This is a genomic window from Streptomyces solincola, assembly GCF_002982015.1.
Classification (GTDB): Bacteria; Actinomycetota; Actinomycetes; order Streptomycetales; family Streptomycetaceae; genus Streptomyces; species Streptomyces solincola.
This window is the reverse complement of record NZ_PVLV01000023.1, coordinates 1-20,910: the sequence shown is the minus strand read 5'-3', so window position 1 is coordinate 20,910 and position 20,910 is coordinate 1. Positions and strand designations below refer to the sequence as shown.

Sequence of the window (20,910 nt, the reverse complement as noted above, 5' to 3'; positions counted from 1 at the left end):
CCGGGGGTGTTGTCCACGAAGTTGGTGATCAACCAGTTCAGGTTCTGGGCCGCCTGGCTCATCGGTCTCAACTAACGCTCCTGCTGGTGAGAGGGGCCGAAGCCGTAGCCGCCGCCGGTCTGGCCGCCGGGCTGCCCGCCGGCCTGGCGGCCCTGCTGGATGCCTCGGCGGAGGTTGGTCAGCCGGCCGCGCACGTCGTCGGGCGCGCGGGAGACCTGCGGTCCGGTCGGGCGGGCCGAGTCCTGCGCGGTGCCCGCCACCAGGTTGGCGCGCGGCACCCGGCGGGGCAGACCCGAGGTGGTGACGCCGCCGGCCGCGGGCTTGCGCACCCGCTCCGCCTGGCGCACCAGCTCGTCGTTGGGGGAGACCCGCCAGGAACCGGTGGACGAGGGGTCCCCCGGCTGGGCCGGGTCGGTGCCGTGCTGCGGGCCGCGCCGGGTCGGCGCCTGCGGCGGCACCACCGGGGTCGGCATGGTCTCGTCGAACGCCGGGCGTCCGCCGCCCTGGCCGTACGCCGGGGTCTGGCCGCCCTGCTGGTACTGGCCGTCGCGGCCCTGACCGGGGTGGCCGCCCTGCTGCGCCTGGCCGTTGCCGTTGCCGTACTGGCCCCGCTGCCCGTCCTGGCCGTGCCGCCAGTCGGTCTCCAGGGTGTCGTACAGCGGGGTGCGGCCGTCGCCGCCGGCCGGAGCCGGCGGCAGCGCTTCGGGCCGCTGCTGCTGCTGCCCGCCGAACTCGCCGGCGGGACGCGCCTGCGGGGCCTGCGGCTGCGGGACGCCGTAGTCCGGCATCGGGAACTGCGCGGTGGACGCCGGGTCCTGCGCGCCCGGGCGGGCGTGCTGGCCGGTCGACTCGGACTCCTCGTGGCCGCGCGGAGCGTCCAGCGGAGTGGTGTGCCCCTGCGCCGCGCCGGAGTCGGCGTGCCGAGCGCCGGCGTCACCCCGCGGGGTGCGCGGCTGCTGCGGTACGCCGGACTGGGCGTTCCAGGAGGAGGTGGCCGCCGCCGGGCCCTGCCGGTCCTGCGCGCCGCCCGGCAGTTCGCCGCGCGGGCCGCCGGCCGCCGGCAGCGGGCGCTCCCGGCCGGCCGGCCGCTGCGGCTCGCCGCCGGGGCGGTTGCCCGGGTTGCCCGCGCCGGTGTTGCCGGTGTTGCCCGGGTTGCCGCCGTTGCCCAGACCGGCGTTGCCCGGGTTGCCCGCGCCGGGCGCGTTGTTGCCCCAGACGTCGGAGCGGGTCGGTATGGAACCGCCCGGCTGGACGCCGAGGCTGTCCGTGCTCGCGCCCGCGCCGCCGAAGCCGCCCGCCGCGCCGGCGCCCTGGCGCTGTGCGTCCTGGGCGTGCCGGCCCTGCTGGCCGCCCTGCGCCTGCTGGTGCTGCGGCTGCTGCTGGTGCTGCGGGGCCAGCCGGCCCTGCGCCTGCTGGGCCGGGGCCGGCCGCTGCGGGCGACCGCCCTGACGGCCGCCGGCGAGCAGGCCGCCGGCGAGCAGGCCGCCGCCCTGGCCGCCGTTGCCGGGACCGCCGTTGCCGGGACCGCCGTTGCCGGCCAGGGCCGGGCGGGCGCCGCCCGCGCCCGGGCGTCCGGGCAGCCCGGCACGACCGCCGTTGCCACCGTTCCCGCCGTTGCCCACCGCCGGGCGGCCCGGGGCGCCCGGGGGCATCTGCCCGGCCGGGCCCTGGCCGCCGGCGCCCGGCTTGCCCGGGGCCTTCTTGCCGCCCTGGGCGACGTCCACCGGCAGCATGACCAGCGCGGTGGTGCCGCCGGAGTCGGACGGGCGGAGCTGGATGCGGATGCCGTGGCGCAGCGACAGCCGGCCGACCACGAACAGGCCCATCCGGCGGGAGACCGAGACGTCCACGGTGGGCGGCGAGGCGAGCCGCTCGTTGATCGCGGCCAGGTCCTCGGGGGAGAGGCCGATGCCGGTGTCGTGGATCTCGACCAGCACCCGGCCGTCGGGCAGGGCGTGCCCGGTGACCTTGACCTTGGTCTGCGGGGAGGAGAACGAGGTGGCGTTCTCCAGCAGCTCGGCCAGCAGGTGGACGAGGTCGTTGACGACCCGGCCGGCCACCTCGGTACCCGGCACCGAGGCCAGCTCGATGCGCTCGTACTGCTCCACCTCGGAGGCCGCGGCGCGCAGCACGTCGACCAGCGGGACGGGGCGGGTCCACCGGCGGCCCGGCTCCTCGCCCGCGAGGACGAGGAGGTTCTCGCCGTTCCGGCGCATACGGGTCGCCAGGTGGTCCAGCTTGAACAGCGAGGAGAGCTGGTCCGGGTCGGCCTCGCGGGACTCCAGCTCGGAGATGAGCGAGAGCTGGCGCTGGATGAGGCCCTGGGAGCGGCGCGAGAGGTTGGTGAACATCGCGTTGACGTTGCCCCGCAGCAGGGCCTGCTCGGCGGCGAGGCGGACCGCCTCGCGGTGCACGTCGTCGAAGGCCGCGGCCACCTTGCCGATCTCGTCGCGCGAGTGCACGCCGACCGACTCCACCGAGGTGTCCACGTCCTGCGGGTCGGACTCGGAGAGCTGCTTGACCAGCTCGGGCAGCCGGTCCTGGGCGACCTTGGTCGCCGTGTCCTGGAGCCGGCGCAGCGAGCGGATCATGGACCGGGCCACCACGAAGGCGCCGATCAGCGAGACGCCGAGGACGAGCAGGATCAGCGCGCCGTTGATCAGCGCGTCCTGCTGCTCCTCCTGGCGCAGCTCACGGGCGGTGGACTCCATCTCGCCGAGGAGCTGTAGCTCGATGGTCTTCATGGCCCGCATCTTGGGCTCTTCGGCGTCGGTCCAGTCGAGGTAGTTGCGCGGCTCGGTGCGGGACATGCCCTCCTTGGTGCGCAGCACGCCTCCCGCGTACTGGTCGGCCTGCTGCACCGAGGGGTTGTTGGCGCCGAGCGGGGACATCAGCTCCTGGGCGTCGCCGCCCAGCGAGCTGTAGACCGCCTCGAACGAGCGCAGCGCCTGCTGCTCGTCGCTGTATGCCGCGAAGCCGTACTCGCGGTCGTTCTCGTCGAGGGTGCGGCGCTCCTTGTTGGTCTCCGGCAGCGCGGCGGCGATGATCGCGCGCTGGATGGAGGCGTACTCCTTGGCGGAGGAGAAGGCGGCCAGCGCCCGGGTCCGCTTGATCATCTCCGGGTTGCTGGTGGCCTGGGCCATGTCCTGGGAGAGGCTGATCAGCGAGTCGATCAGACGGCTGTAGCGCTGGACCGTCTGGAAGTCCTGGGACTTGTCCGAGTAGGCGTTGGTCCGGATCCGGCCCAGGGTGATGACCTGGGCGGCGATCTGCTCGACGTTGGAGCGGATGGACTGCAACGCGTCGTTGCCCTGGGTGTCGCTCAGGCCCTCGGTGGCCTTGAGGAACCGCTGCTGGGCCTGGTCGGACTTCTTGCGCCAGTCGGTGACCGCGTAGTCGTCGGCGGAGTAGCCGTTGGAGAGCGGACCGGCCGTCATGTCGCGCTCGTTCTGCAGCGACATGGCGAGGTTGGTCGCCTCGCGGGTGAGCTGGGTGAGCAGCTGCATGTGGTCGAGCTGCTCGATGTCGTTCATCGACTCGTTGATGCGCAGTCCGCCCAGCGTGGTCGCCGCGACCACCGGGAGGGTCAGCAGGGCGACCAGGCGGGTGGAGATGCGCCAGTTGCGCAGGGCCAGGCGCGAACCGGTCTCGGACGGGGTCGCCGAGCGGGCCCGCGAGCCGGACTTGGAGCGCGGCTTGGCGGCGCCGCCCTCGGCCGGGGGAGTGGCGTCGGGGGACCCGGCGGGAGCCTCGCCGCCGCCGGCCGCCGGGCCCGGACGTCCCGCGTGCTCGCCGCCGGTCTGTCCCGGGGTACGGGTGTGCTGGGGTGCGGAGCCGCGGTCGGCGGCGCCGAACGACTCCTGCTCCGCTGCGGCTTCCCCCTGGCCCTTGCGGGCCTGGGGACGCCCCGCGCCATCCCTCTTGAAACGTCCCTGCACTAGCGTCGCAACCTCTGGACCAGGCGTCCCGCCGCGCGAACGGCGAGGACGGTGTCGGCGTCTGTGGAGCGCGGGCGCGCTCCGGTACGAATGATCGTCACTGACCGGCGCAGTCCCCCCTCCCGTACCGCCGCCCGGCGCCGCGCTGCGCCCCAGCGCGCCGGTATGTGGTGCGCGGCGGTGCGGAGATTCCAGCACAGTGCCGGATCTCCAACAAGGCCGGTGATCCGGTCCGGCATGCCGAACACACGGTGTGAGAACGGGATCACCTGCTGTGGAAGTCGATCAGTGCGAAACCGGGCGTTTCCGTGCGACTCGCCCGACGGGGCTTCGAGGGGCGCCGGTGTCCCAGTCGCCATGATCAGCAGCGGAATGACTCATTCCCGTACGGAATGTCCCTTTGTCGCAAGCTCTTTACGTGTCCGATGCGCCGGAATTGCCCCCCTCGGGGTGAGCAAACTCACATATGGTGGACGGCCTCATCCCGGCATTCCGCGGGAATCCCATGTTTAGCCTGACGCTTTACTTGGGATGGCCAACAGTCCACCAGCGCCCGGCCGGCGCCCGTACCCGAGGTTCGCAGCCACCGATGAAGACCACGAAGACGGCGAAGACGGCGACCATCATCCGCAGCACCGCCAACCCCCGCCGCACCACCCTGATGCACCTCGACGGCACCGAGACCCTGAGTCGTGCCGCCCTGCCCGAGACCGCCGCCGAGCTGCCCCCGGTCACGGCCAACCCCCGTCGCACCGTCCTGATGGAGGCCCCCGCCGCCTTCGTGCCGGCCGCCGTCCCGGCCTTCCCGGCCGGCTGACGCCCGCCCCGCCCGCCGCCGCGGCGGCCTGCCGGAGCCACGGCCCGGCAGGTCGGCGGCGGCGCCCGCGTTAGCCTGGAGCGTCAGACTCCAGCCAGCGGAAACAGGGGGCACGGCAACCCGTGCGCATCGCCAGATTCTCCATCGACGGCAACGTCGCCTTCGGCGCGGTCGAGGGCGAGGCCGCCCCCGGCACCGCCGACGGGCTCGCCCTCAACATCATCAAGGGCATCCCGTACGGCGACTTCGAACTCAGCGGCACCCGGGTCCCGCTGGACAAGGTGCGGCTGCTGCCGCCCGTCCTGCCCAACAAGGTGGTCGCCATCGGCCGCAACTACGCCGAGCACGCCGCCGAACTGGGCCACGAGGTCCCCGAGGTCCCGGTCGCCTTCTTCAAGCCCACCACCTCCGTGGTCGGCAGCGGCGACGCGATCGAGTACCCGTCCTTCTCGAACGAGCTGCACCACGAGGCCGAGCTGGCCGTCGTCATCGGCCGGATGTGCCGCGAGGTCCCCCGCGAACGCGTCCAGGACGTGATCTTCGGCTACACCTGCGCCAACGACGTCACCGCCCGCGACGTGCAGAGGCGCGAGTCCCAGTGGGCCCGCGCCAAGGGCTTCGACACCGCCTGCCCGCTGGGCCCCTGGGTGGAGACCGACTTCGACCCCGCCGACGCCGTCGTGCAGTGCACCGTCAACGGCGAGCAGCGCCAGCTCGGCCGTACGAGCGACATGGTCCGCTCCGTGGCCGACCTGGTCGTCCACATCACCGAGGCCATGACCCTCCTGCCCGGAGACGTCATCCTCACCGGCACCCCCGCGGGCGTCGGACCGCTCTACCCCGGCGACGAGGTCGCCGTCACCATCGAAGGCATCGGCACTCTCACCAACAGGGTGATCAAGCGTGGCTAACGGCACGATCCGCGTACGTTTCTGTCCCTCCCCGACCGGCAACCCCCACGTGGGCCTGGTCCGCACCGCCCTGTTCAACTGGGCGTTCGCCCGGCACCACCAGGGCACCATGGTCTTCCGCATCGAGGACACCGACGCGGCCCGCGACTCCGAGGAGTCCTACACCCAGCTCCTGGACTCGCTGCGCTGGCTCGGCCTGGACTGGGACGAGGGCCCCGAGATCGGCGGCCCGCACGCCCCCTACCGCCAGTCCCAGCGGATGGACGTCTACCGCGACGTCGCGGACAGGCTCCTGGACGCCGGCCGCGCCTACCGCTGCTACTGCACCACCGAGGAGCTGGAGACCCGCCGCGACGCCGCCCGCGCCGCCGGCCGCCCCTCCGGCTACGACGGCCACTGCCGGGAGCTGACCGCCGAGCAGACCGAGGCGTACCAGGCCGAGGGACGCGAGGCCATCGTCCGCTTCCGGATGCCCGACGAGCCCATCACCTTCACCGACCTGGTCCGCGGCGAGCTGACCTTCACCCCGGACAACGTCCCGGACTACGGCATCGTCCGCGCCAACGGCTTCCCGCTGTACACGCTGGTCAACCCGGTCGACGACGCCCTGATGGAGATCACCCACGTCCTGCGCGGCGAGGACCTGCTCTCCTCCACCCCCCGCCAGATCGCCCTGTACAAGGCGCTGATCGACCTCGGCGTCGCCAAGGAGATCCCCGCCTTCGGCCACCTGCCCTACGTCATGGGCGAGGGCAACAAGAAGCTCTCCAAGCGCGACCCGCAGGCCTCCCTCAACCTCTACCGGGAGCGCGGCTTCCTCCCGGAGGGCCTGCTCAACTACCTCTCCCTGCTCGGCTGGTCCTTCTCCGCCGACCAGGACGTCTTCACCGTCCCGGAGATGGTCGAGCGCTTCGAGATCGCCGACGTCAACGCCAACCCGGCCCGCTTCGACCTCAAGAAGGCCGAGTCGATCAACGGCGACCACATCCGCATGCTGGACGTGAAGGCGTTCACCGCCGCCTGCGAGCCCTGGCTGCGCGCCCCGCACGCGAACTGGGCGCCGGAGGACTTCGACCAGGCCGCCTGGGAGGCCATCGCCCCGCACGCCCAGACCCGGCTGACCGTCCTCTCCGAGATCACCGCCAACGTCGACTTCCTCTTCCGCCGCGAGCCGGTCGAGGACGAGGCGTCCTGGCAGAAGGCCATGAAGGGCGACCCGGCGGCCCTGCTCACCACCGCCCGCGCCACGCTCGAAGCGGCCGACTGGTCCAGCCCGGAGTCCCTCAAGGAGGCCGTGCTGGCCGCCGGCGAGGAGCACGGCCTCAAGCTCGGCAAGGCCCAGGCCCCGGTCCGCGTCGCCGTCACCGGCCGCACCGTCGGCCTGCCGCTCTTCGAGTCCCTGGAGATCCTCGGCAAGGAGCGCACCCTGGCCCGGATCGACGCCGCCCTGGCCAAGCTGGCCGCGTAGGCGCGCGTACGCCCGTACGGGGGCGGTGGCCGACACCGGCCACCGCCCCCTCGCGTTGTCCGACCCCACGGCTAGTGTTCGAGGAGATCACCGAACCGCCGCTCCCCGGGGGGACCGCCATGCCCATGACCGCGCCCGACCTCGCCTGGCACTTCACGCCAGGCAGCCGCTTCGAGGAGCCGGGAGAACACGGCCTGGCCGGCACCCTGTCCGTGGTGCGGGTCCCCGGCGAACTGTGGCTGCCCACCGGGCAGGTCACCGCCTGCGACCCGTTCGTCTCCCTCGGTCAGGGCGAGGCCGAGCCCTTCACCGCCACCGTCCCGCCCGGGCGGTACGCGGTGGAGTGCGCCGTCGCCACGCTCACCCGGCCCGGCCAGGAGCCCGGCGAGCGCCCGCACCGCCGGATCGCCGCCGCCCGACTGCTGATCGCCGACGCCCCCGCCGTCTCCTGGGAGCCCGCCCTCACCGCCGGCCAGGACCCGGCCGAGCTGGCCGACGACGAGTTCTTCGGCTACGGCGTGGACGCCGGCACCGGCTGCTTCTACGACGCGGCCTGCGACGAGTCCTTCCCCTGCACCGGCGAGGACGAGGGCCCGCTCTGGGACGCCTTCGACGCCGAGGACGACGACGCCCAGCTCGGCCCGCACCTGATCACCGACCAGGGGACCGGCCACACCCTGGCCGCCTTCAGCTCCGGCTGGGGCGACGGCGCCTACCCCACCTGGGTCGGCCGCGACGCCGGCGGCCGGGTGGTGTCCTTCGTCACGGACTTCCACGTCGTGCCCGCCGACGCCCCCGCCGCGGTCTGAGCCCGGGACGTCCACGAGACCGCCCGGGCGCTCGTCCCGAACCGGGACGCCGGCGGCCGGCAACTGCCGCCGGCCCGGGTGGCGTCCGGCGGCGACCGGCCCGGCGCCGACGCCCCCGCTGCCGCGGGCCGGAACCCGTTTTGGAGCCCCGGACTCCTTCGGGTAATGTTCTTCCTGCGCCGAGGGGAGCGGGACGGAAAAGCCCGGAACCCTCCACGCACAACCCGAACGAAGCCCGCAAGGGATCTTGTTCTGGTGGCCTATGGTGTAATTGGCAGCACGACTGATTCTGGTTCAGTTAGTCTTGGTTCGAGTCCAGGTAGGCCAGCTCGCAGAGCTCATCTGCAAAGCCCCCGTTGTGTAGCGGCCTAGCACGCTGCCCTCTCAAGGCAGTAGCGCCGGTTCGAATCCGGTCGGGGGTACAGATCCATCCCGCGGATCACCAGGGTCGCACCCGGTGAGCATGCGGTGACATCACCCGGCGCGAGCCGGGTGGGATCGCCAGGGCCCCCGTTGTGTAGCGGCCTAGCACGCCGCCCTCTCAAGGCGGTAGCGCCGGTTCGAATCCGGTCGGGGGTACCACGTGGTCTAAACCACCAGTGGCCTATGGTGTAATTGGCAGCACGACTGATTCTGGTTCAGTTAGTCTTGGTTCGAGTCCAGGTAGGCCAGCGCAGTACGCAGGACAACAGCACGGTTCACGCCGTGCGACACAGCTAGCCCCCGTTGTGTAGCGGCCTAGCACGCCGCCCTCTCAAGGCGGTAGCGCCGGTTCGAATCCGGTCGGGGGTACGCGTACGGAAGGGGCCTCTCCCAGCAGGGAGGGCCCCTTCCGCCGTTCGCGGATCAGCCGCGGCTCACACCGCGAGCGGCACCGGATCTCACACCGTGAGGGGCACCGGGTGGACCTCGTCCGCCGGGTGGCCGCTCCGCTCGTGGATCCGCTGCACCGCCTCCGCCGAGGGGCCCTCCGACAGGCAGTAGACCGTCCCGGTGTCCGGGTCCGCCCACGCCCGTTTGAAGTGCACCCCCTCCTCGCCCTCGATCGCCAGGTCGGCCCGGTGCGCCTCCATGAGCTGATCGCTGGTGATCCCCCGCATCCCCCGGTGTACGTCCATGAACTCCGTCATCGCCTCTGCACCTCCAGGGCTCGGCAGCCACTCCCTTCCATGGTGCACCCGGGGCTCCCCGTGAACACCTCGGCGAACACCTCCGGCCGGGCCCCCACGGCGTCGGAGGGGCCCGGCCGGCAACGTGGACGACGGGGGAGAGGAAAGGCGGCGCGGGAGCGGCTCAGCCGGCGCGGCGCAGGGCGTCGCTCAGCCGGGCGGCCGCGTCGATCACCGCCTGGGCGTGCATCCGGCCCGGGTGGCGGGTCAGCCGCTCGATCGGCCCGGAGACGGACACGGCCGCCACCACGCGGTTGGAGGGCCCGCGCACCGGCGCGGAGACCGAGGCCACGCCCGGCTCCCGCTCGCCGAGCGACTGCGCCCAGCCCCGGCGGCGTACGCCGGACAGCGCCGTCGCCGTGAAGCGCGCGCCCTGAAGGCCCCGGTGCAGCCGCTCCGGCTCCTCCCAGGCCATCAGGATCTGCGCCGACGAGCCGGCCTTCATGGTCAGCGTCGAGCCGACCGGCACGGTGTCCCGCAGCCCGGACAGCCGCTCGGCCGCTGCCACGCATATGCGCATGTCGCCCTGGCGCCGGTAGAGCTGCGCGCTCTCCCCGGTCACGTCGCGCAGGTGGGTGAGCACCGGCCCGGCCGTCGCCAGCAGACGGTCCTCGCCGGCCGCGGCGGCGAGCTCCGCCAGCCGCGGGCCGAGGATGAACCGGCCCTGCATGTCCCTCGCCACCATCCGGTGGTGTTCCAGTGCCACGGCCAGGCGATGGGCCGTGGGTCGTGCGAGCCCGGTCGCCGCGACCAGCCCGGCGAGGGTGGCCGGACCGGACTCCAGGGCGCTCAGTACCAGAGCCGCCTTGTCGAGAACGCCGACGCCGCTAGAGTTGTCCATGCAACGATACTGTCGTCTCACTCTGTGAAACGCAAGTTCAATTTTCCCGAGAACTTGCCAGGCTGTAGGGGCGGCCCGCGGACCAACAGGGTCCGCAGCCGGCGTCCACCAGGTGAGAACACGCACGAGACGCGTGCGGTCACACGGGGGTACGGACGCGGGCCCCCGTATCTCTGAGAAGTGCCGGCGCGACCTGCCGGCCGGAGGGAAAGCGATGGGTAGGACACTCGCGGAGAAGGTCTGGGACGACCACGTCGTCCGGCGAGCCGAGGGCGAGCCCGACCTCCTCTTCATCGATCTGCACCTGCTGCACGAGGTGACCAGCCCGCAGGCCTTCGACGGACTGCGCAAGGCCGGCCGTCCCGTCCGCCGCCTCGACCTCACCATCGCGACCGAGGACCACAACACCCCCACCCTCGACATCGACAAGCCGATCGCCGACCCGGTCTCCCGCGCCCAGCTCGAGACCCTGCGCAAGAACTGCGCCGAGTTCGGCGTCCGGCTGCACCCGCTGGGCGACGTCGAGCAGGGCGTCGTCCACGTGGTGGGACCCCAGCTCGGACTGACCCAGCCCGGCACCACCGTGGTCTGCGGCGACTCGCACACCTCCACCCACGGCGCCTTCGGCGCGCTGGCCTTCGGCATCGGCACCTCGCAGGTCGAGCACGTGCTGGCCACCCAGACGCTGCCGATGAGCCGCCCCAAGACCATGGCCATCACCGTCGACGGCGAGCTGCCCGACGGCGTCACCGCCAAGGACCTGATCCTGGCGATCATCGCCAGGATCGGCACCGGCGGCGGCCAGGGCTACGTCCTGGAGTACCGGGGCTCCGCCATCGAGAAGCTCTCGATGGAGGCCCGGATGACCATCTGCAACATGTCCATCGAGGCCGGCGCCCGCGCGGGCATGATTGCCCCCGACGAGACCACCTTCGCCTACCTCAAGGGCCGCCCGCACGCCCCCGAGGGCGCGGACTGGGACGCCGCGGTCGACTACTGGAAGACCCTGCGCACCGACGAGGACGCCGTCTTCGACGCCGAGGTCGTCATCGAGGCCGACCAGCTGGCGCCCTTCGTCACCTGGGGCACCAACCCCGGCCAGGGCGCCCCGCTTTCGGCCGCCGTCCCCGACCCCGCCTCCTACGAGGACGCCTCGGAGCGCCTGGCCGCCGAGAACGCCCTGAAGTACATGGGCCTGACCGCCGGGCAGCCGCTGCGCGAGATCGCCGTGGACACCGTCTTCGTCGGCTCCTGCACCAACGGCCGCATCGAGGACCTGCGCAACGCCGCGGCCGTCCTGGACGGCCGCAAAGTCGCCGACGGGGTGCGGATGCTCGTCGTCCCCGGCTCCGTCCGGGTCGCCCTCCAGGCCGTCGAGGAGGGCCTGGACAAGGTCTTCACCGGCGCCGGCGCCGAGTGGCGGCACGCCGGCTGCTCGATGTGCCTGGGCATGAACCCCGACCAGCTCGCCCCCGGCGAGCGCTCCGCCTCCACCTCCAACCGCAACTTCGAGGGCCGGCAGGGCAAGGGCGGCCGCACCCACCTGGTCTCCCCGCAGGTCGCGGCCGCCACCGCGGTCCTGGGCCACCTGGCCTCGCCCGCCGACCTGACCGAAGCCGCCGCCCCCGCCACCGCCGGAGTCTGAACCGCCATGGAAGCCTTCACCACCCACACCGGCCGGGCCGTCCCGCTGCGCCGCAGCAACGTCGACACCGACCAGATCATCCCCGCGCACTGGCTCAAGAAGGTCACCCGCGACGGCTTCGAGGACGGGCTCTTCGAGGCCTGGCGCAAGGACCCGGAGTTCGTCCTCAACCGCCCCGAGCGGCAGGGCGCCACCGTGCTGGTCGCGGGCCCCGACTTCGGCACCGGCTCCTCCCGCGAGCACGCCGTCTGGGCGCTCCAGAACTACGGCTTCAAAACGGTGATCTCCTCCCGCTTCGCCGACATCTTCCGCGGCAACTCGCTGAAGAACGGCCTGCTCACGGTGGTGCTGGAGCAGCGGGTCGTGGACGCGCTGTGGGAGCTGACCGAGGCCGACCCGACCGTCGAGGTCACCGTCGACCTCCAGGAGCGCGAGGTGCGCGCCCCCGGGATCACCGCCGCCTTCGAGCTGGACGAGAACTCCCGCTGGCGGCTGCTGAACGGCCTGGACGACATCAGCATCACCCTGCGCGAGGAAGAGCACATCGCCGCGTACGAGACCTCCCGTCCGTCGCACAAGCCGCGCACCCTCCAGGGCTGAGCCCCCCGCGGCGCCCCGACACCCCGACGCCCCCCGGCCTTCCGGCCGGGGGGCGCCGTCGTTTTCCGGACCCCGGTCAACTCGGCTCCGGCGGCCGCTGCGAAGGTGGCCTGAAACCGACCCCGCGAGGTAGCGGACGCCAGGGGAGGGAGCCATCCGGCTGACGCTCGCGCGGCGATTCGCGACACCTCCTCGGGGCACTGCGAAGACCCCCGCCCGTACCCTCAACTCGCCATCATTGCAGGGTAGTTGCGGGTCCCCGGGGGTGGTCCGGCAGGGTGGTGCGACGGGCGCCGACAGGCGGGCGCAGCACGGTAGTTGCCCCCTAGGCGGGCGACAACTCGCCCCAGATGGCACAATCGGTGCATGGAACGCGACAGCCAACTCCAGCTCTATCAGGCCGTCGCAGCCCGTCTGAAAGACGCGCACGCCCGCGTGCGTGAACTGCAAGTCCCGGAGGGCGTAAGGATGGCGCTGTCCCGGAAGCTGCTGGCCATCACGGCTGCGGCGAAGCACGATCTCGCGGCCGCGGCAAGGCGGCTGGACCGGTTGATGAAGGACCTGGACGAGGGTCGATTCCCTGAAGGGGACTGACATCCGATTTCCGCGACGGACGGCCGACTCCGTTGCGGCACTAGGGTGATTAGCCCGTTTCGTGTTTGATTTGCGGTATATATCTGCCTAACGTGCGAAAAGCTTGAACACTTTCGTTCCGGCAATGTCTCCGAAGGGGAAGACGTGAACAAGGCGCAGCTCGTAGAAGCGATTGCCGACAAGATGGGTGGCCGCCAGCAGGCCGCCGACGCCGTCGACGCGGTGCTGGACGCCATCGTCCGGGCCGTGGTCGCCGGTGACCGGGTCTCCGTCACCGGCTTCGGCTCTTTCGAGAAGGTCGACCGCCCGGCCCGCTACGCGCGCAACCCGCAGACCGGCGAGCGCGTCCGGGTCAAGAAGACCTCCGTTCCGCGCTTCCGTGCCGGTCAGGGCTTCAAGGACCTGGTGAGCGGCTCCAAGAAGCTCCCCAAGGGCGGCGAGGTCTCGGTGAAGAAGGCCCCCAAGGGCAGCCTCTCCGGCCCGCCCCCCACCATCGCCAAGTCCGCCGGCAAGAAGGCCGCCGCGAAGAAGACCTCGGCCGCCGCGGCCAAGAAGACCGCCGCCAAGAAGGCCACCCCGGCCAAGAAGACGACGACGGCCGCCGCGAAGAAGACCACGGCGAAGAAGACCACCGGCGCCGCCGCCAAGAAGACCGGCGCGGCCAAGACCACCGCCGCGAAGAAGACCTCCACCGCCGCGGCCAAGAAGACCGCCCCGGCGAAGAAGGCCACCGCCAAGAAGGCCCCGGCCAAGAAGACCACCGCCCGCAAGACCACCACCGCGAAGAAGACCGCCGCCGGCGCCAAGTAGGCAGCCGGCGCACGACTTCGGCCCGCCGCCCCCAGGGGTGCGCCGGCCGCTCGCACCGCCCCGCCGTCGCACCGCCGGGCCGGGACCCGCACGCCGGGTCCCGGCCCGGCGTGCTGCCGGAGAGCGTCAGAACGTCTGCAACGTCACCAGGGTGATGCGCGGCGCCCCGGCCTCGTCCGCCACTTCCGCCGTCTCGATCCGCACCCGCTGCCCGGGGCGCAGCAGCCGCAGCCCGCCCGCGTCGAAGGCGGCGGCGGGGAAGTCCACCGGGGTGCCGTCGTCGAGCAGCACACTGCCGCTGCGGGTCGCGGGGTCAAAGGTGTACGCGGTCGCCTGCATGGCCCCGAGCCTAGCCGTCCGGTCACCGCCCGGCCCCCGGGGAAGGACCTGGTCAGGCCCTCGCCGGACGGGAGTCCACGCGGCCGGCGCGGCGGACCGGTTCACGGGCCGCCCACAGCGCGGACGTGCGCGGGCCCGCGCCCAGCGCGACGGCCGCCCGCAGGTCCTCCGCGGTGTCCACGTCCTGGCGCACCGAGTCCACGCCGCCCAGCAGGATTTCCACCGCGCCGGACGCCGAATGCCGCTGCCTCGACGGCCCGCCGAAAGCCGGCCGCAATTCCGCACCCGGCGAAGCCGACAGCAATGTCGTACCGATTTCGGCGGCGTCGCCGAGAAAAGCACGCGGGAATTCCCCGGCCACCGCCAGCACCCGCGCCAGCTCCGCCGGCCGCAGCGCCGGCAGGTCCGCGTTGAGGGCGGCCACCGGGGCGGCCGGCCGCACCGCCCGCGCCGCCCGCGCCCCGTACGCCAGCGCCGCGTTCAGCCCGGCGGCCGGCACGTCGGGCACCACCCGCGCCCCCAGCGCGGACAGCGCCGGCGCCGCCGCCCGGTCGTCCGTGACGACGAACACATCCCGCACCGCCGTGCTGGCCAGCGCGGCGGCCACGGTGTCCTCGGCGAACGCCAGCGCCAGCCTGCGCCGCAGGAGCGGGCCGGCGGCGCCGCTCAGCCTGCTCTTGGCCAGTACAAGGGGTTTCAGCGGAACGACCAGCGACCAGGCGCCGGTCGGATCGGGGTTCGTGGCGGGCTCTCCTTCCTCGGGGCGCGCCTCACGCGCCGCGCCCATTGTGGCGCGGCCCCGCCACCGCGGGGCGGGCCGGTGTCCGGGGCGGGGCGTACGGTGTCCTCGACAGACCAGGGGCCCGAGGCCACACTTGACCCCCGGTCGGGCCAGGTCCCGCTGCCCGACCGCATACCGGCAAGGGGCGAATCACGTCCCGACAAGGAAAGGTGTCCGCGTGTCCCGCCGCAGAATCGGCTTCTGGTACCGCCTTGCGGCGGTCATCGCAAAACCGCCGCTGGTGGTGCTGTTCAAGCGGGACTGGCAGGGGATGGAGCACATTCCCGAGGAGGGCGGCTTCATCACCGCCGTCAACCACAACAGCTACCTCGACCCGCTCTCCTACGCGCACTACCAGTACAACACCGGACGCGTACCGCGCTTCCTGGCGAAGGCCGCCCTGTTCCGCGGCTCGTTCGTGGGCGCGATCCTGCGCGGCACCGGGCAGATCCCGGTCTACCGCGAGACCACCGACGCGCTGGACGCCTTCCGTGCCGCCGTCACCGCCATCGAACGCGGCGAGTGCGTCGCCTTCTACCCCGAGGGCACCCTCACCCGCGACCCGGAGATGTGGCCGATGGCCGGCAAGACCGGCGCCGCACGGGTCGCGCTGATGACCCGCGCGCCCGTCATCCCCGTCGCCCAGTGGGGCGCCAACCTGGCCATGCCGCCCTACGCCCGGGAGAACAAGCTCCGCCTGCTGCCGCGCAAGACCCTGATCGTGCGCGCCGGACCGCCCGTGGACCTGGACCGGTTCTACGGCAAGGAGCCCACCGGCGAGGTGCTGCGCGAGGCGACCGAGGCCATCATGGCCGCGATCACCGAGCTGCTACAGGAGGTCCGCGGCGAGCAGGCGCCGCCGGAGCCGTACGACCACCGCAAGGCCCGCCTGGCGCAGCGCCGCCGGGCGGCGGGGGAGGAAGTCACGTGACACAGCCCGCACCGCAGGCGTACGGCGCGAGCGCCGCGGCCAGGCCCCCGAAGGCCGCCGTGTTCGGCTCCGGCTCCTGGGGCACCGCCTTCGCCATCGTGCTCGCCGACGCCGGCTGCGAGGTGGTGCTCTGGGCCCGCCGCAAGGAGGTCGCCGACGCGATCAACACCGGCCGCACCAACCCCGACTACTTCCCCGGCGCCGAGCTGCCCGCCGGCATCCGGGCCACCACCGACCCGGCCGAGGCCGCCCGCAACGCCGACTTCACCGTGCTGTCGGTGCCCTCCCAGACCCTCCGCGAGAACCTCGCCGCCTGGAGGGAGCACCTCGCCCCGGACACCGTGCTCGTCTCCCTGATGAAGGGCGTCGAACTCGGCACCGCCAAGCGGATGAGCGAGGTCATCGGCGAGGTCGCCGGCGTCCCCGAGGAGCGGGTCGCCGTGGTCACCGGACCCAACCTCGCCAAGGAGATCGTCGCCCGGATGCCGGCCGCCGCCGTGGTCGCCTGCCGCGACGAGGACACCGCCCGCCGCCTCCAGGCCGCCTGCCACACCCCGTACTTCCGCCCGTACACCAACACCGATGTCACCGGCTGCGAGCTGGGCGGCGCGGTGAAGAACGTCATCGGGCTCGCCGTCGGCATCGCCGACGGCATGGGCCTGGGCGACAACGCCAAGGGCTCGCTGATCACCCGCGGCCTGGCCGAGACCACCCGGCTCGGCCTCGCCATGGGCGCCGACCCGCTGACCTTCTCCGGGCTCGCCGGCCTCGGCGACCTGGTCGCCACCTGCTCCTCGCCGCTCTCCCGCAACCACACCTTCGGCACCAACCTCGGCCGCGGCATGACCCTCGCCGAGACCATCGCCGTCACCAGGCAGACCGCCGAGGGCGTCAAGTCCTGCGAGTCCGTGCTCGACCTGGCCCGCCGGCACGGCGTCGACATGCCCATCACCGAGACGGTCGTCGGCATCGTCCACGAGGGCAAGCCGCCGGTGGTCGCCCTCAAGGAGCTGATGTCGCGCGCCGCCAAGCCCGAACGGCGCTGAGACAGACGGCGGGTGCCACGGCGGGGCGGGTCACAGACGGGGAAGCGGGCAGCGGGTACCCTCAACGCGATATGAGCAGCGAGAACCTCCCCACCAGCCCCGGGTGCAAGCCGCGTGTGGCCGTCGTCTTCGGCGGACGCAGCTCCGAGCACGCCATCTCCGTCGTCACCGCCGGCGCCGTGCTGCGCGCCATCGACCGGTCGAAGTACGACGTGCTGCCGATCGGCATCACCACCGACGGGCGGTGGGCGCTGACCGCCGACGAACCCGAGCGGATGGCGATCACCGACGGCGTCCTGCCCAGCGTCACCGGCCTCGCCCGGTCCGAGAAGGGCAGCGTGGTGCTCTCCGTCGACCCGGCCAGCCGCCAGGTCGTCCACAGCGAGCCCGGCGCCGTGCCCCAGGCCCTCGGCGACGTCGACGTGGTCTTCCCCGTGCTGCACGGCCCCTACGGCGAGGACGGCACCCTCCAGGGCCTGCTGGAGCTGTCCGGGGTGCCCTACGTGGGCGCCGGGGTGCTCTCCTCGGCCGTCGGCCAGGACAAGGAGTACATGAAGCGGGTCTTCACCTCGTTCGGGCTGCCCGTCGGCCCCTACGAGACGATCCGCCCCCGTGAGTGGGAGCAGGACCAGGCCGGCGCCCGCAAGCGGATCGCCGACCTCGCCGCCGAGCACGGCTGGCCGCTGTTCGTGAAGCCCGCCCGCGCCGGCTCCTCCATGGGCATCAGCAAGGTCGACGGCTTCGAGGGCCTGGACGAGGCCATCGAGGAGGCCCGCCGCCACGACCCGAAGATCATCGTCGAGTCGCTGCTGACCGGCCGCGAGATCGAGTGCGGCGTCCTGGAGTTCGAGGACGGGCCGCGCGCCTCCGTCCCCGCCTGGATCCCGCCCGTCACCGACGACGGCTTCTACGACTTCGAGGCCAAGTACGGCGTCGCCTCCGCCGCCGGGGTGGTGCCCGCGCCCATCACCCCCGAGCAGACCGAAGAGGTGCAGCGCCTGGCGGTCGCCGCGTTCGAGGCGGCCTCCTGCGAGGGCCTGGTCCGCGCGGACTTCTTCCTCACCGACGACGGCGAGTTCGTCATCAACGAGATCAACACCCTGCCCGGCTTCACCCCCATCTCGATGTACCCGGTGATGTGGCAGGCCAGCGGCGTGGACTACCCCGAGCTGATCGACCGGCTCATCGGGGCGGCGCTGCGCCGCCCCACCGGGCTGCGCTGACGGACCGGAGAACCGAGGGGCGGCCACCGGAAGGTGGCCGCCCCTCACGGGTGTCCGGGGCCGCCGGGGAGGCTCCCCGTAGGCCGCACGGGCGACCGCGCAGTACGATCGCCCCGTCCCCCGGGCCGACGGCGCCGGGGGAGGGCCGGTGGCGGGACCGCACCGGCCCGGCGAGGACCGGGCGGAGCCCGGACACGGGGGGCTAGAGGTGGACGACCGGGCAGGTCAGGGTGCGGGTGATGCCGTCCACCTGCTGCACCTTGGCGACCACCATGCGGCCGAGGTCGTCGACGGTGTCCGCCTGGGCGCGGACGATCACGTCGTACGGGCCGGTCACGTCCTCGGCCTGCACCACCCCCGGCATCTTGGCGATGGTTTCGGCGACCGTCGACGCCTTGCCCACCTCGGTCTGAATCAGGATGTACGCCTGTACCACGGAACCTCCAGGGCGGCCGCGAGGATCTCGGTCCCCGCCCTCGGCGGGGAGAGCGGCAGGTCAACGAAAGGGACGCCACGGTACCGCGTCGCCACCGGCGAGCGGGAGACCTACGCCGGACAGCCGGTGCGCGTCCGGGGACGGGGCCGGTGCGGGGCGCGGTGGCGCGGTCGTACGGTGGCAGCACGCCGGCTCACGATCACGCCGACTCACGATCACATGGAGAGGTGAACCTCGGTGAAGGGCACTGTGGGCGAGTTGGGGGAGTTCGGGCTCATCAGAGAGCTCACCTCCCGGCTCACCACCACCCCGGCGGTACGCGTCGGACCGGGCGACGACGCCGCGGTCGTCGCCGCGCCCGACCGGCGCGTGGTGGCCAGCACGGACATCCTGCTGGAAGGACGGCACTTCCGCCGGGACTGGTCCACCGCCTACGACGTGGGCCGCAAGGCGGCCGCACAGAACCTCGCCGACATCGCCGCGATGGGCGCGGTGCCCACCGCGCTGCTGCTCGGCCTCGTCGTGCCGGCCGAACTCCCGGCCGCTTGGCCCACCGAGCTGATGGACGGGCTGCGCGACGAGTGCCAGGTCGCCGGCGCCTCCGTGGTCGGCGGCGACGTGGTCCGCGGCGACACCATCACCGTCTCCATCACCGCGCTCGGCGACCTGCGCAACCACGAGCCGGTCACCCGCGGCGGCGCCCGCACCGGCGACATCGTCGCCTACACCGGCTGGCTCGGCTGGTCCGCCGCCGGCTACGCGGTGCTCTCTCGCGGCTTCCGCTCGCCGAGGGCCTTCGTCGAGGCGCACCGGCGCCCCGAACCCCCGTACCACGCGGGCCCGGCCGCCGCCGGGCTCGGCGCGACCGCCATGTGCGACGTCAGCGACGGGCTGATCGCCGACCTCGGACACATCGCCGAGGCCAGCAAGGTCCGCATCGACCTGCGCTCGGCCCGCATCGACATCCCCACCCAGATGAACGACATCGGGCAGGCCGTCGGCGTCGACCCCATGCAGTGGGTGCTCACCGGCGGTGAGGACCACGCCATCGTCGCCACCTTCCCGCCGGACGTGAAACTGCCCGCCCGCTGGAAGGTGATCGGCGAGGTGGTCAACCCCTCGGCGCTGCCCCAGGTCACCGTGGACGGCGCGCCCTGGCACGCAACCGGCGGCTGGGACCACTTCGGAGAGGAGAGCTGAGACCCGTGAACCGCCAAGCGGCCGTGCTGCCCAACGTGCTGACCGTCGCCGGATCCGACTCCGGCGGCGGCGCCGGCGTCCAGGCCGACCTGAAGACCATGCTGGCCCTCGGCGTCCACGGCATGAGCGTGGTCACCGCCGTCACCGCGCAGAACTCCCTGGGCGTGCAGGGCGCCTGGGAGCTGCCCGCGGAGGCGGTGCGCGCCCAGTACCGCAGCGTGGTGGACGACATCGGCGTCCAGGCCGTCAAGACCGGCATGCTGGCGACCGCGCCGCTGGTGGAGGCGGTGGCCGAGCTGCTGGCGGACACCGACGCGCCCGTGGTGGTCGACCCGGTGGGCGTCTCCAAGCACGGCGACCCGCTGCTCGCCTCCTCCGCGCTGGACTCGGTCCGCGGGGCGCTGCTCCCGGTCGCCACCGTGGCGACGCCCAACCTGGACGAGGTCGCGCAGTTGACCGGCGTACGGGTGGAGAAGGAGGACGATCTGCGGGCGGCGGCCGGGGCGCTGCTGGCCTTCGGGCCGCGCTGGGCGCTGATCAAGGGCGGCCACCTGGCCGGGGACGCGGTGGACCTGCTCACCGACGGGTCCGAGGAGCACTGGCTGCGGGCCCCGCGGCACGACAACCGGCACACCCACGGCACCGGCTGCACGCTCGCCTCGGCGGTCGCCGCGGGCCTGGCCAAGGGGCTCACCGTGCCGCAGGCGGTGCGAGCCGCCAAGGAGTACGTGACCGGCGCCATCGCGGCCGGCTTCCGACTCGGCGCGGGCATCGGCCCGGTCGACCACGGCTGGCGGCTGCGCTAGCCGCCCCGGGCGGGCCCCCGCGTCCCCACGGGGCCGGGGGCCCGCTGCCGGCACGGCGGAAGGCCGGCCGGTGCGCAGGGCAAGGCGAAAAGCCGGCCCACCGAGGTGGACCGGCTTTCAGGCAACCGACAGGCTGCGCTACGACGGGAGCGTCAGCGCGCGACCTTGCCGGCCTTGATGCACGAGGTGCAGGCGTTGAGGCGCTTCGGCGTCCCACTGACCACGGCACGGACGCGCTGGATGTTCGGGTTCCAGCGACGGGACGTACGGCGGTGCGAGTGCGAGATGTTGTTGCCGAAGCCCGGCCCCTTGCCGCAGACGTCGCAGTTGGCAGCCACGGGTCACTCCAAAGACTTCAGATCACGTACGGGAATCCGGCGAGCCGGATCAGTTCGTCGACCGAGTGGCGTTGCCGGGGGAATGGCCCGATTCTCATCGGGCAACCGGAGCAGCATACAACGCCTGCCTCGGTCCGACGAAACTACCACGGTTCGCCCCACCCCCGCGCTCGCCGAGCGCCGCGTTGACCGTCCGCACCAGGGAAGC

The 20,910-nt window shown here is 73.0% G+C and carries 20 protein-coding genes, 5 tRNA genes and 1 pseudogene; 18 read left to right on the top strand and 8 right to left on the bottom strand.

Going from position 1 to position 20,910, the window contains the following annotated elements:
• Together C6N75_RS01935 and C6N75_RS01930 are read right to left on the bottom strand one after the other, a co-directional pair.
• A pseudogene (locus tag C6N75_RS01935) lies at positions 1 to 62 on the bottom strand (roadblock/LC7 domain-containing protein); the annotation flags it as partial.
• A 9-nt stretch (positions 63 to 71) separates the two neighbouring features.
• Complete coding sequence (locus C6N75_RS01930; RefSeq protein WP_105867079.1) at positions 72 to 3,938, bottom strand: sensor histidine kinase; 3,867 nt, start codon at positions 3,936 to 3,938, stop codon at positions 72 to 74.
• A 589-nt stretch (positions 3,939 to 4,527) separates the two neighbouring features.
• Between C6N75_RS01930 and C6N75_RS01925 the strand changes: the two genes are divergently transcribed.
• The 9 genes from C6N75_RS01925 to C6N75_RS01885 all read left to right on the top strand — a co-directional run bounded on the left by C6N75_RS01925 (position 4,528) and on the right by C6N75_RS01885 (position 8,735).
• Positions 4,528 to 4,755 carry a hypothetical protein gene (locus tag C6N75_RS01925; protein ID WP_105867078.1) on the top strand — a complete coding sequence of 76 codons (228 nt, stop codon included), beginning with the start codon at positions 4,528 to 4,530 and terminating at the stop codon, positions 4,753 to 4,755.
• Between the two features lie 122 nt (positions 4,756 to 4,877).
• Positions 4,878 to 5,666, top strand: a complete 789-nt coding sequence (locus C6N75_RS01920) for a fumarylacetoacetate hydrolase family protein (protein WP_105867077.1) — start codon at positions 4,878 to 4,880, stop codon at positions 5,664 to 5,666.
• Positions 5,659 to 7,134 (top strand): glutamate--tRNA ligase, encoded by a 1,476-nt coding sequence (gltX, locus tag C6N75_RS01915; RefSeq protein ID WP_105867076.1) that lies wholly within the window; start codon positions 5,659 to 5,661, stop codon positions 7,132 to 7,134. The genes C6N75_RS01920 and gltX overlap by 8 nt, the downstream gene beginning before the upstream one ends.
• A 119-nt stretch (positions 7,135 to 7,253) precedes the next feature.
• A complete protein-coding gene (locus C6N75_RS01910; RefSeq protein WP_105867081.1) occupies positions 7,254 to 7,943 on the top strand; it encodes a DUF4241 domain-containing protein in 690 nt (229 codons plus the stop codon).
• A 256-nt stretch (positions 7,944 to 8,199) separates the two neighbouring features.
• Positions 8,200 to 8,271 (top strand) — tRNA-Gln (locus tag C6N75_RS01905).
• Positions 8,272 to 8,292: 21 nt separating this feature from the next.
• Positions 8,293 to 8,365: transfer RNA gene (locus tag C6N75_RS01900), tRNA-Glu, on the top strand.
• A gap of 84 nt (positions 8,366 to 8,449) precedes the next feature.
• Positions 8,450 to 8,525, top strand: a tRNA-Glu gene (locus C6N75_RS01895).
• An 18-nt stretch (positions 8,526 to 8,543) separates the two neighbouring features.
• Positions 8,544 to 8,615 (top strand) — tRNA-Gln (locus C6N75_RS01890).
• A gap of 47 nt (positions 8,616 to 8,662) precedes the next feature.
• Positions 8,663 to 8,735, top strand: a tRNA-Glu gene (locus tag C6N75_RS01885).
• 89 nt (positions 8,736 to 8,824) lie between these two features.
• Here C6N75_RS01885 and C6N75_RS01880 read toward each other — a convergent pair.
• Both C6N75_RS01880 and ndgR read right to left on the bottom strand, forming a co-directional pair.
• Positions 8,825 to 9,073 (bottom strand): SCO4226 family nickel-binding protein, encoded by a 249-nt coding sequence (locus C6N75_RS01880; protein ID WP_105867075.1) that lies wholly within the window; start codon positions 9,071 to 9,073, stop codon positions 8,825 to 8,827.
• A gap of 163 nt (positions 9,074 to 9,236) precedes the next feature.
• A complete protein-coding gene (ndgR, locus tag C6N75_RS01875) occupies positions 9,237 to 9,953 on the bottom strand; it encodes an IclR family transcriptional regulator NdgR (RefSeq protein WP_105867074.1) in 717 nt (238 codons plus the stop codon).
• A 214-nt stretch (positions 9,954 to 10,167) separates the two neighbouring features.
• Between ndgR and leuC the strand changes: the two genes are divergently transcribed.
• The 4 genes from leuC (at position 10,168) to C6N75_RS01855 (ending at position 13,602) form a co-directional block, all read left to right on the top strand.
• On the top strand, positions 10,168 to 11,598 hold the full coding sequence (gene leuC, locus C6N75_RS01870; RefSeq protein WP_105867073.1) for a 3-isopropylmalate dehydratase large subunit: 1,431 nt from the start codon (positions 10,168 to 10,170) through the stop codon (positions 11,596 to 11,598).
• A 6-nt stretch (positions 11,599 to 11,604) separates the two neighbouring features.
• Positions 11,605 to 12,198 (top strand): 3-isopropylmalate dehydratase small subunit, encoded by a 594-nt coding sequence (gene leuD, locus C6N75_RS01865; protein ID WP_105867072.1) that lies wholly within the window; start codon positions 11,605 to 11,607, stop codon positions 12,196 to 12,198.
• A 366-nt stretch (positions 12,199 to 12,564) separates the two neighbouring features.
• Positions 12,565 to 12,792 carry an SCO5555 family protein gene (locus tag C6N75_RS01860; protein ID WP_105867071.1) on the top strand — a complete coding sequence of 76 codons (228 nt, stop codon included), beginning with the start codon at positions 12,565 to 12,567 and terminating at the stop codon, positions 12,790 to 12,792.
• A gap of 144 nt (positions 12,793 to 12,936) precedes the next feature.
• Complete coding sequence (locus tag C6N75_RS01855) at positions 12,937 to 13,602, top strand: HU family DNA-binding protein (RefSeq protein WP_105867070.1); 666 nt, start codon at positions 12,937 to 12,939, stop codon at positions 13,600 to 13,602.
• Between the two features lie 126 nt (positions 13,603 to 13,728).
• On the opposite strand, the gene C6N75_RS01850 is transcribed toward C6N75_RS01855, so the two are convergent.
• Together C6N75_RS01850 and cofC are read right to left on the bottom strand one after the other, a co-directional pair.
• On the bottom strand, positions 13,729 to 13,941 hold the full coding sequence (locus tag C6N75_RS01850) for a hypothetical protein (protein ID WP_105867069.1): 213 nt from the start codon (positions 13,939 to 13,941) through the stop codon (positions 13,729 to 13,731).
• A 52-nt stretch (positions 13,942 to 13,993) separates the two neighbouring features.
• Entirely contained in the window at positions 13,994 to 14,728 is a 735-nt protein-coding gene (gene cofC, locus C6N75_RS01845; protein ID WP_105867068.1) for a 2-phospho-L-lactate guanylyltransferase, read from the bottom strand.
• Between the two features lie 172 nt (positions 14,729 to 14,900).
• On the opposite strand from cofC, the gene C6N75_RS01840 reads away from it, so the two are divergent.
• From C6N75_RS01840 to C6N75_RS01830, 3 genes are all read left to right on the top strand, one after another.
• The gene (locus C6N75_RS01840) at positions 14,901 to 15,653 is read left to right on the top strand and encodes a lysophospholipid acyltransferase family protein (protein WP_105867067.1); all 753 of its coding nucleotides are present in this window, start codon (positions 14,901 to 14,903) and stop codon (positions 15,651 to 15,653) included.
• A complete protein-coding gene (locus C6N75_RS01835; RefSeq protein WP_105867066.1) occupies positions 15,650 to 16,699 on the top strand; it encodes an NAD(P)H-dependent glycerol-3-phosphate dehydrogenase in 1,050 nt (349 codons plus the stop codon). The genes C6N75_RS01840 and C6N75_RS01835 overlap by 4 nt, the downstream gene beginning before the upstream one ends.
• A gap of 71 nt (positions 16,700 to 16,770) precedes the next feature.
• Positions 16,771 to 17,922 (top strand): D-alanine--D-alanine ligase family protein, encoded by a 1,152-nt coding sequence (locus tag C6N75_RS01830; RefSeq protein ID WP_105867065.1) that lies wholly within the window; start codon positions 16,771 to 16,773, stop codon positions 17,920 to 17,922.
• A gap of 202 nt (positions 17,923 to 18,124) precedes the next feature.
• Here C6N75_RS01830 and C6N75_RS01825 read toward each other — a convergent pair whose 3' ends face one another.
• Positions 18,125 to 18,358 carry an Lrp/AsnC family transcriptional regulator gene (locus C6N75_RS01825; RefSeq protein WP_105867064.1) on the bottom strand — a complete coding sequence of 78 codons (234 nt, stop codon included), beginning with the start codon at positions 18,356 to 18,358 and terminating at the stop codon, positions 18,125 to 18,127.
• A 237-nt stretch (positions 18,359 to 18,595) separates the two neighbouring features.
• On the opposite strand from C6N75_RS01825, the gene C6N75_RS01820 reads away from it, so the two are divergent.
• A complete protein-coding gene (locus C6N75_RS01820; protein WP_105867063.1) occupies positions 18,596 to 19,558 on the top strand; it encodes a thiamine-phosphate kinase in 963 nt (320 codons plus the stop codon).
• A 5-nt stretch (positions 19,559 to 19,563) separates the two neighbouring features.
• A complete protein-coding gene (gene thiD, locus C6N75_RS01815) occupies positions 19,564 to 20,364 on the top strand; it encodes a bifunctional hydroxymethylpyrimidine kinase/phosphomethylpyrimidine kinase (protein ID WP_258177169.1) in 801 nt (266 codons plus the stop codon).
• 152 nt (positions 20,365 to 20,516) lie between these two features.
• Here thiD and rpmB read toward each other — a convergent pair whose 3' ends face one another.
• Positions 20,517 to 20,702, bottom strand: a complete 186-nt coding sequence (rpmB, locus tag C6N75_RS01810) for a 50S ribosomal protein L28 (RefSeq protein ID WP_105867062.1) — start codon at positions 20,700 to 20,702, stop codon at positions 20,517 to 20,519.
• Positions 20,703 to 20,910 lie beyond the last annotated feature (208 nt).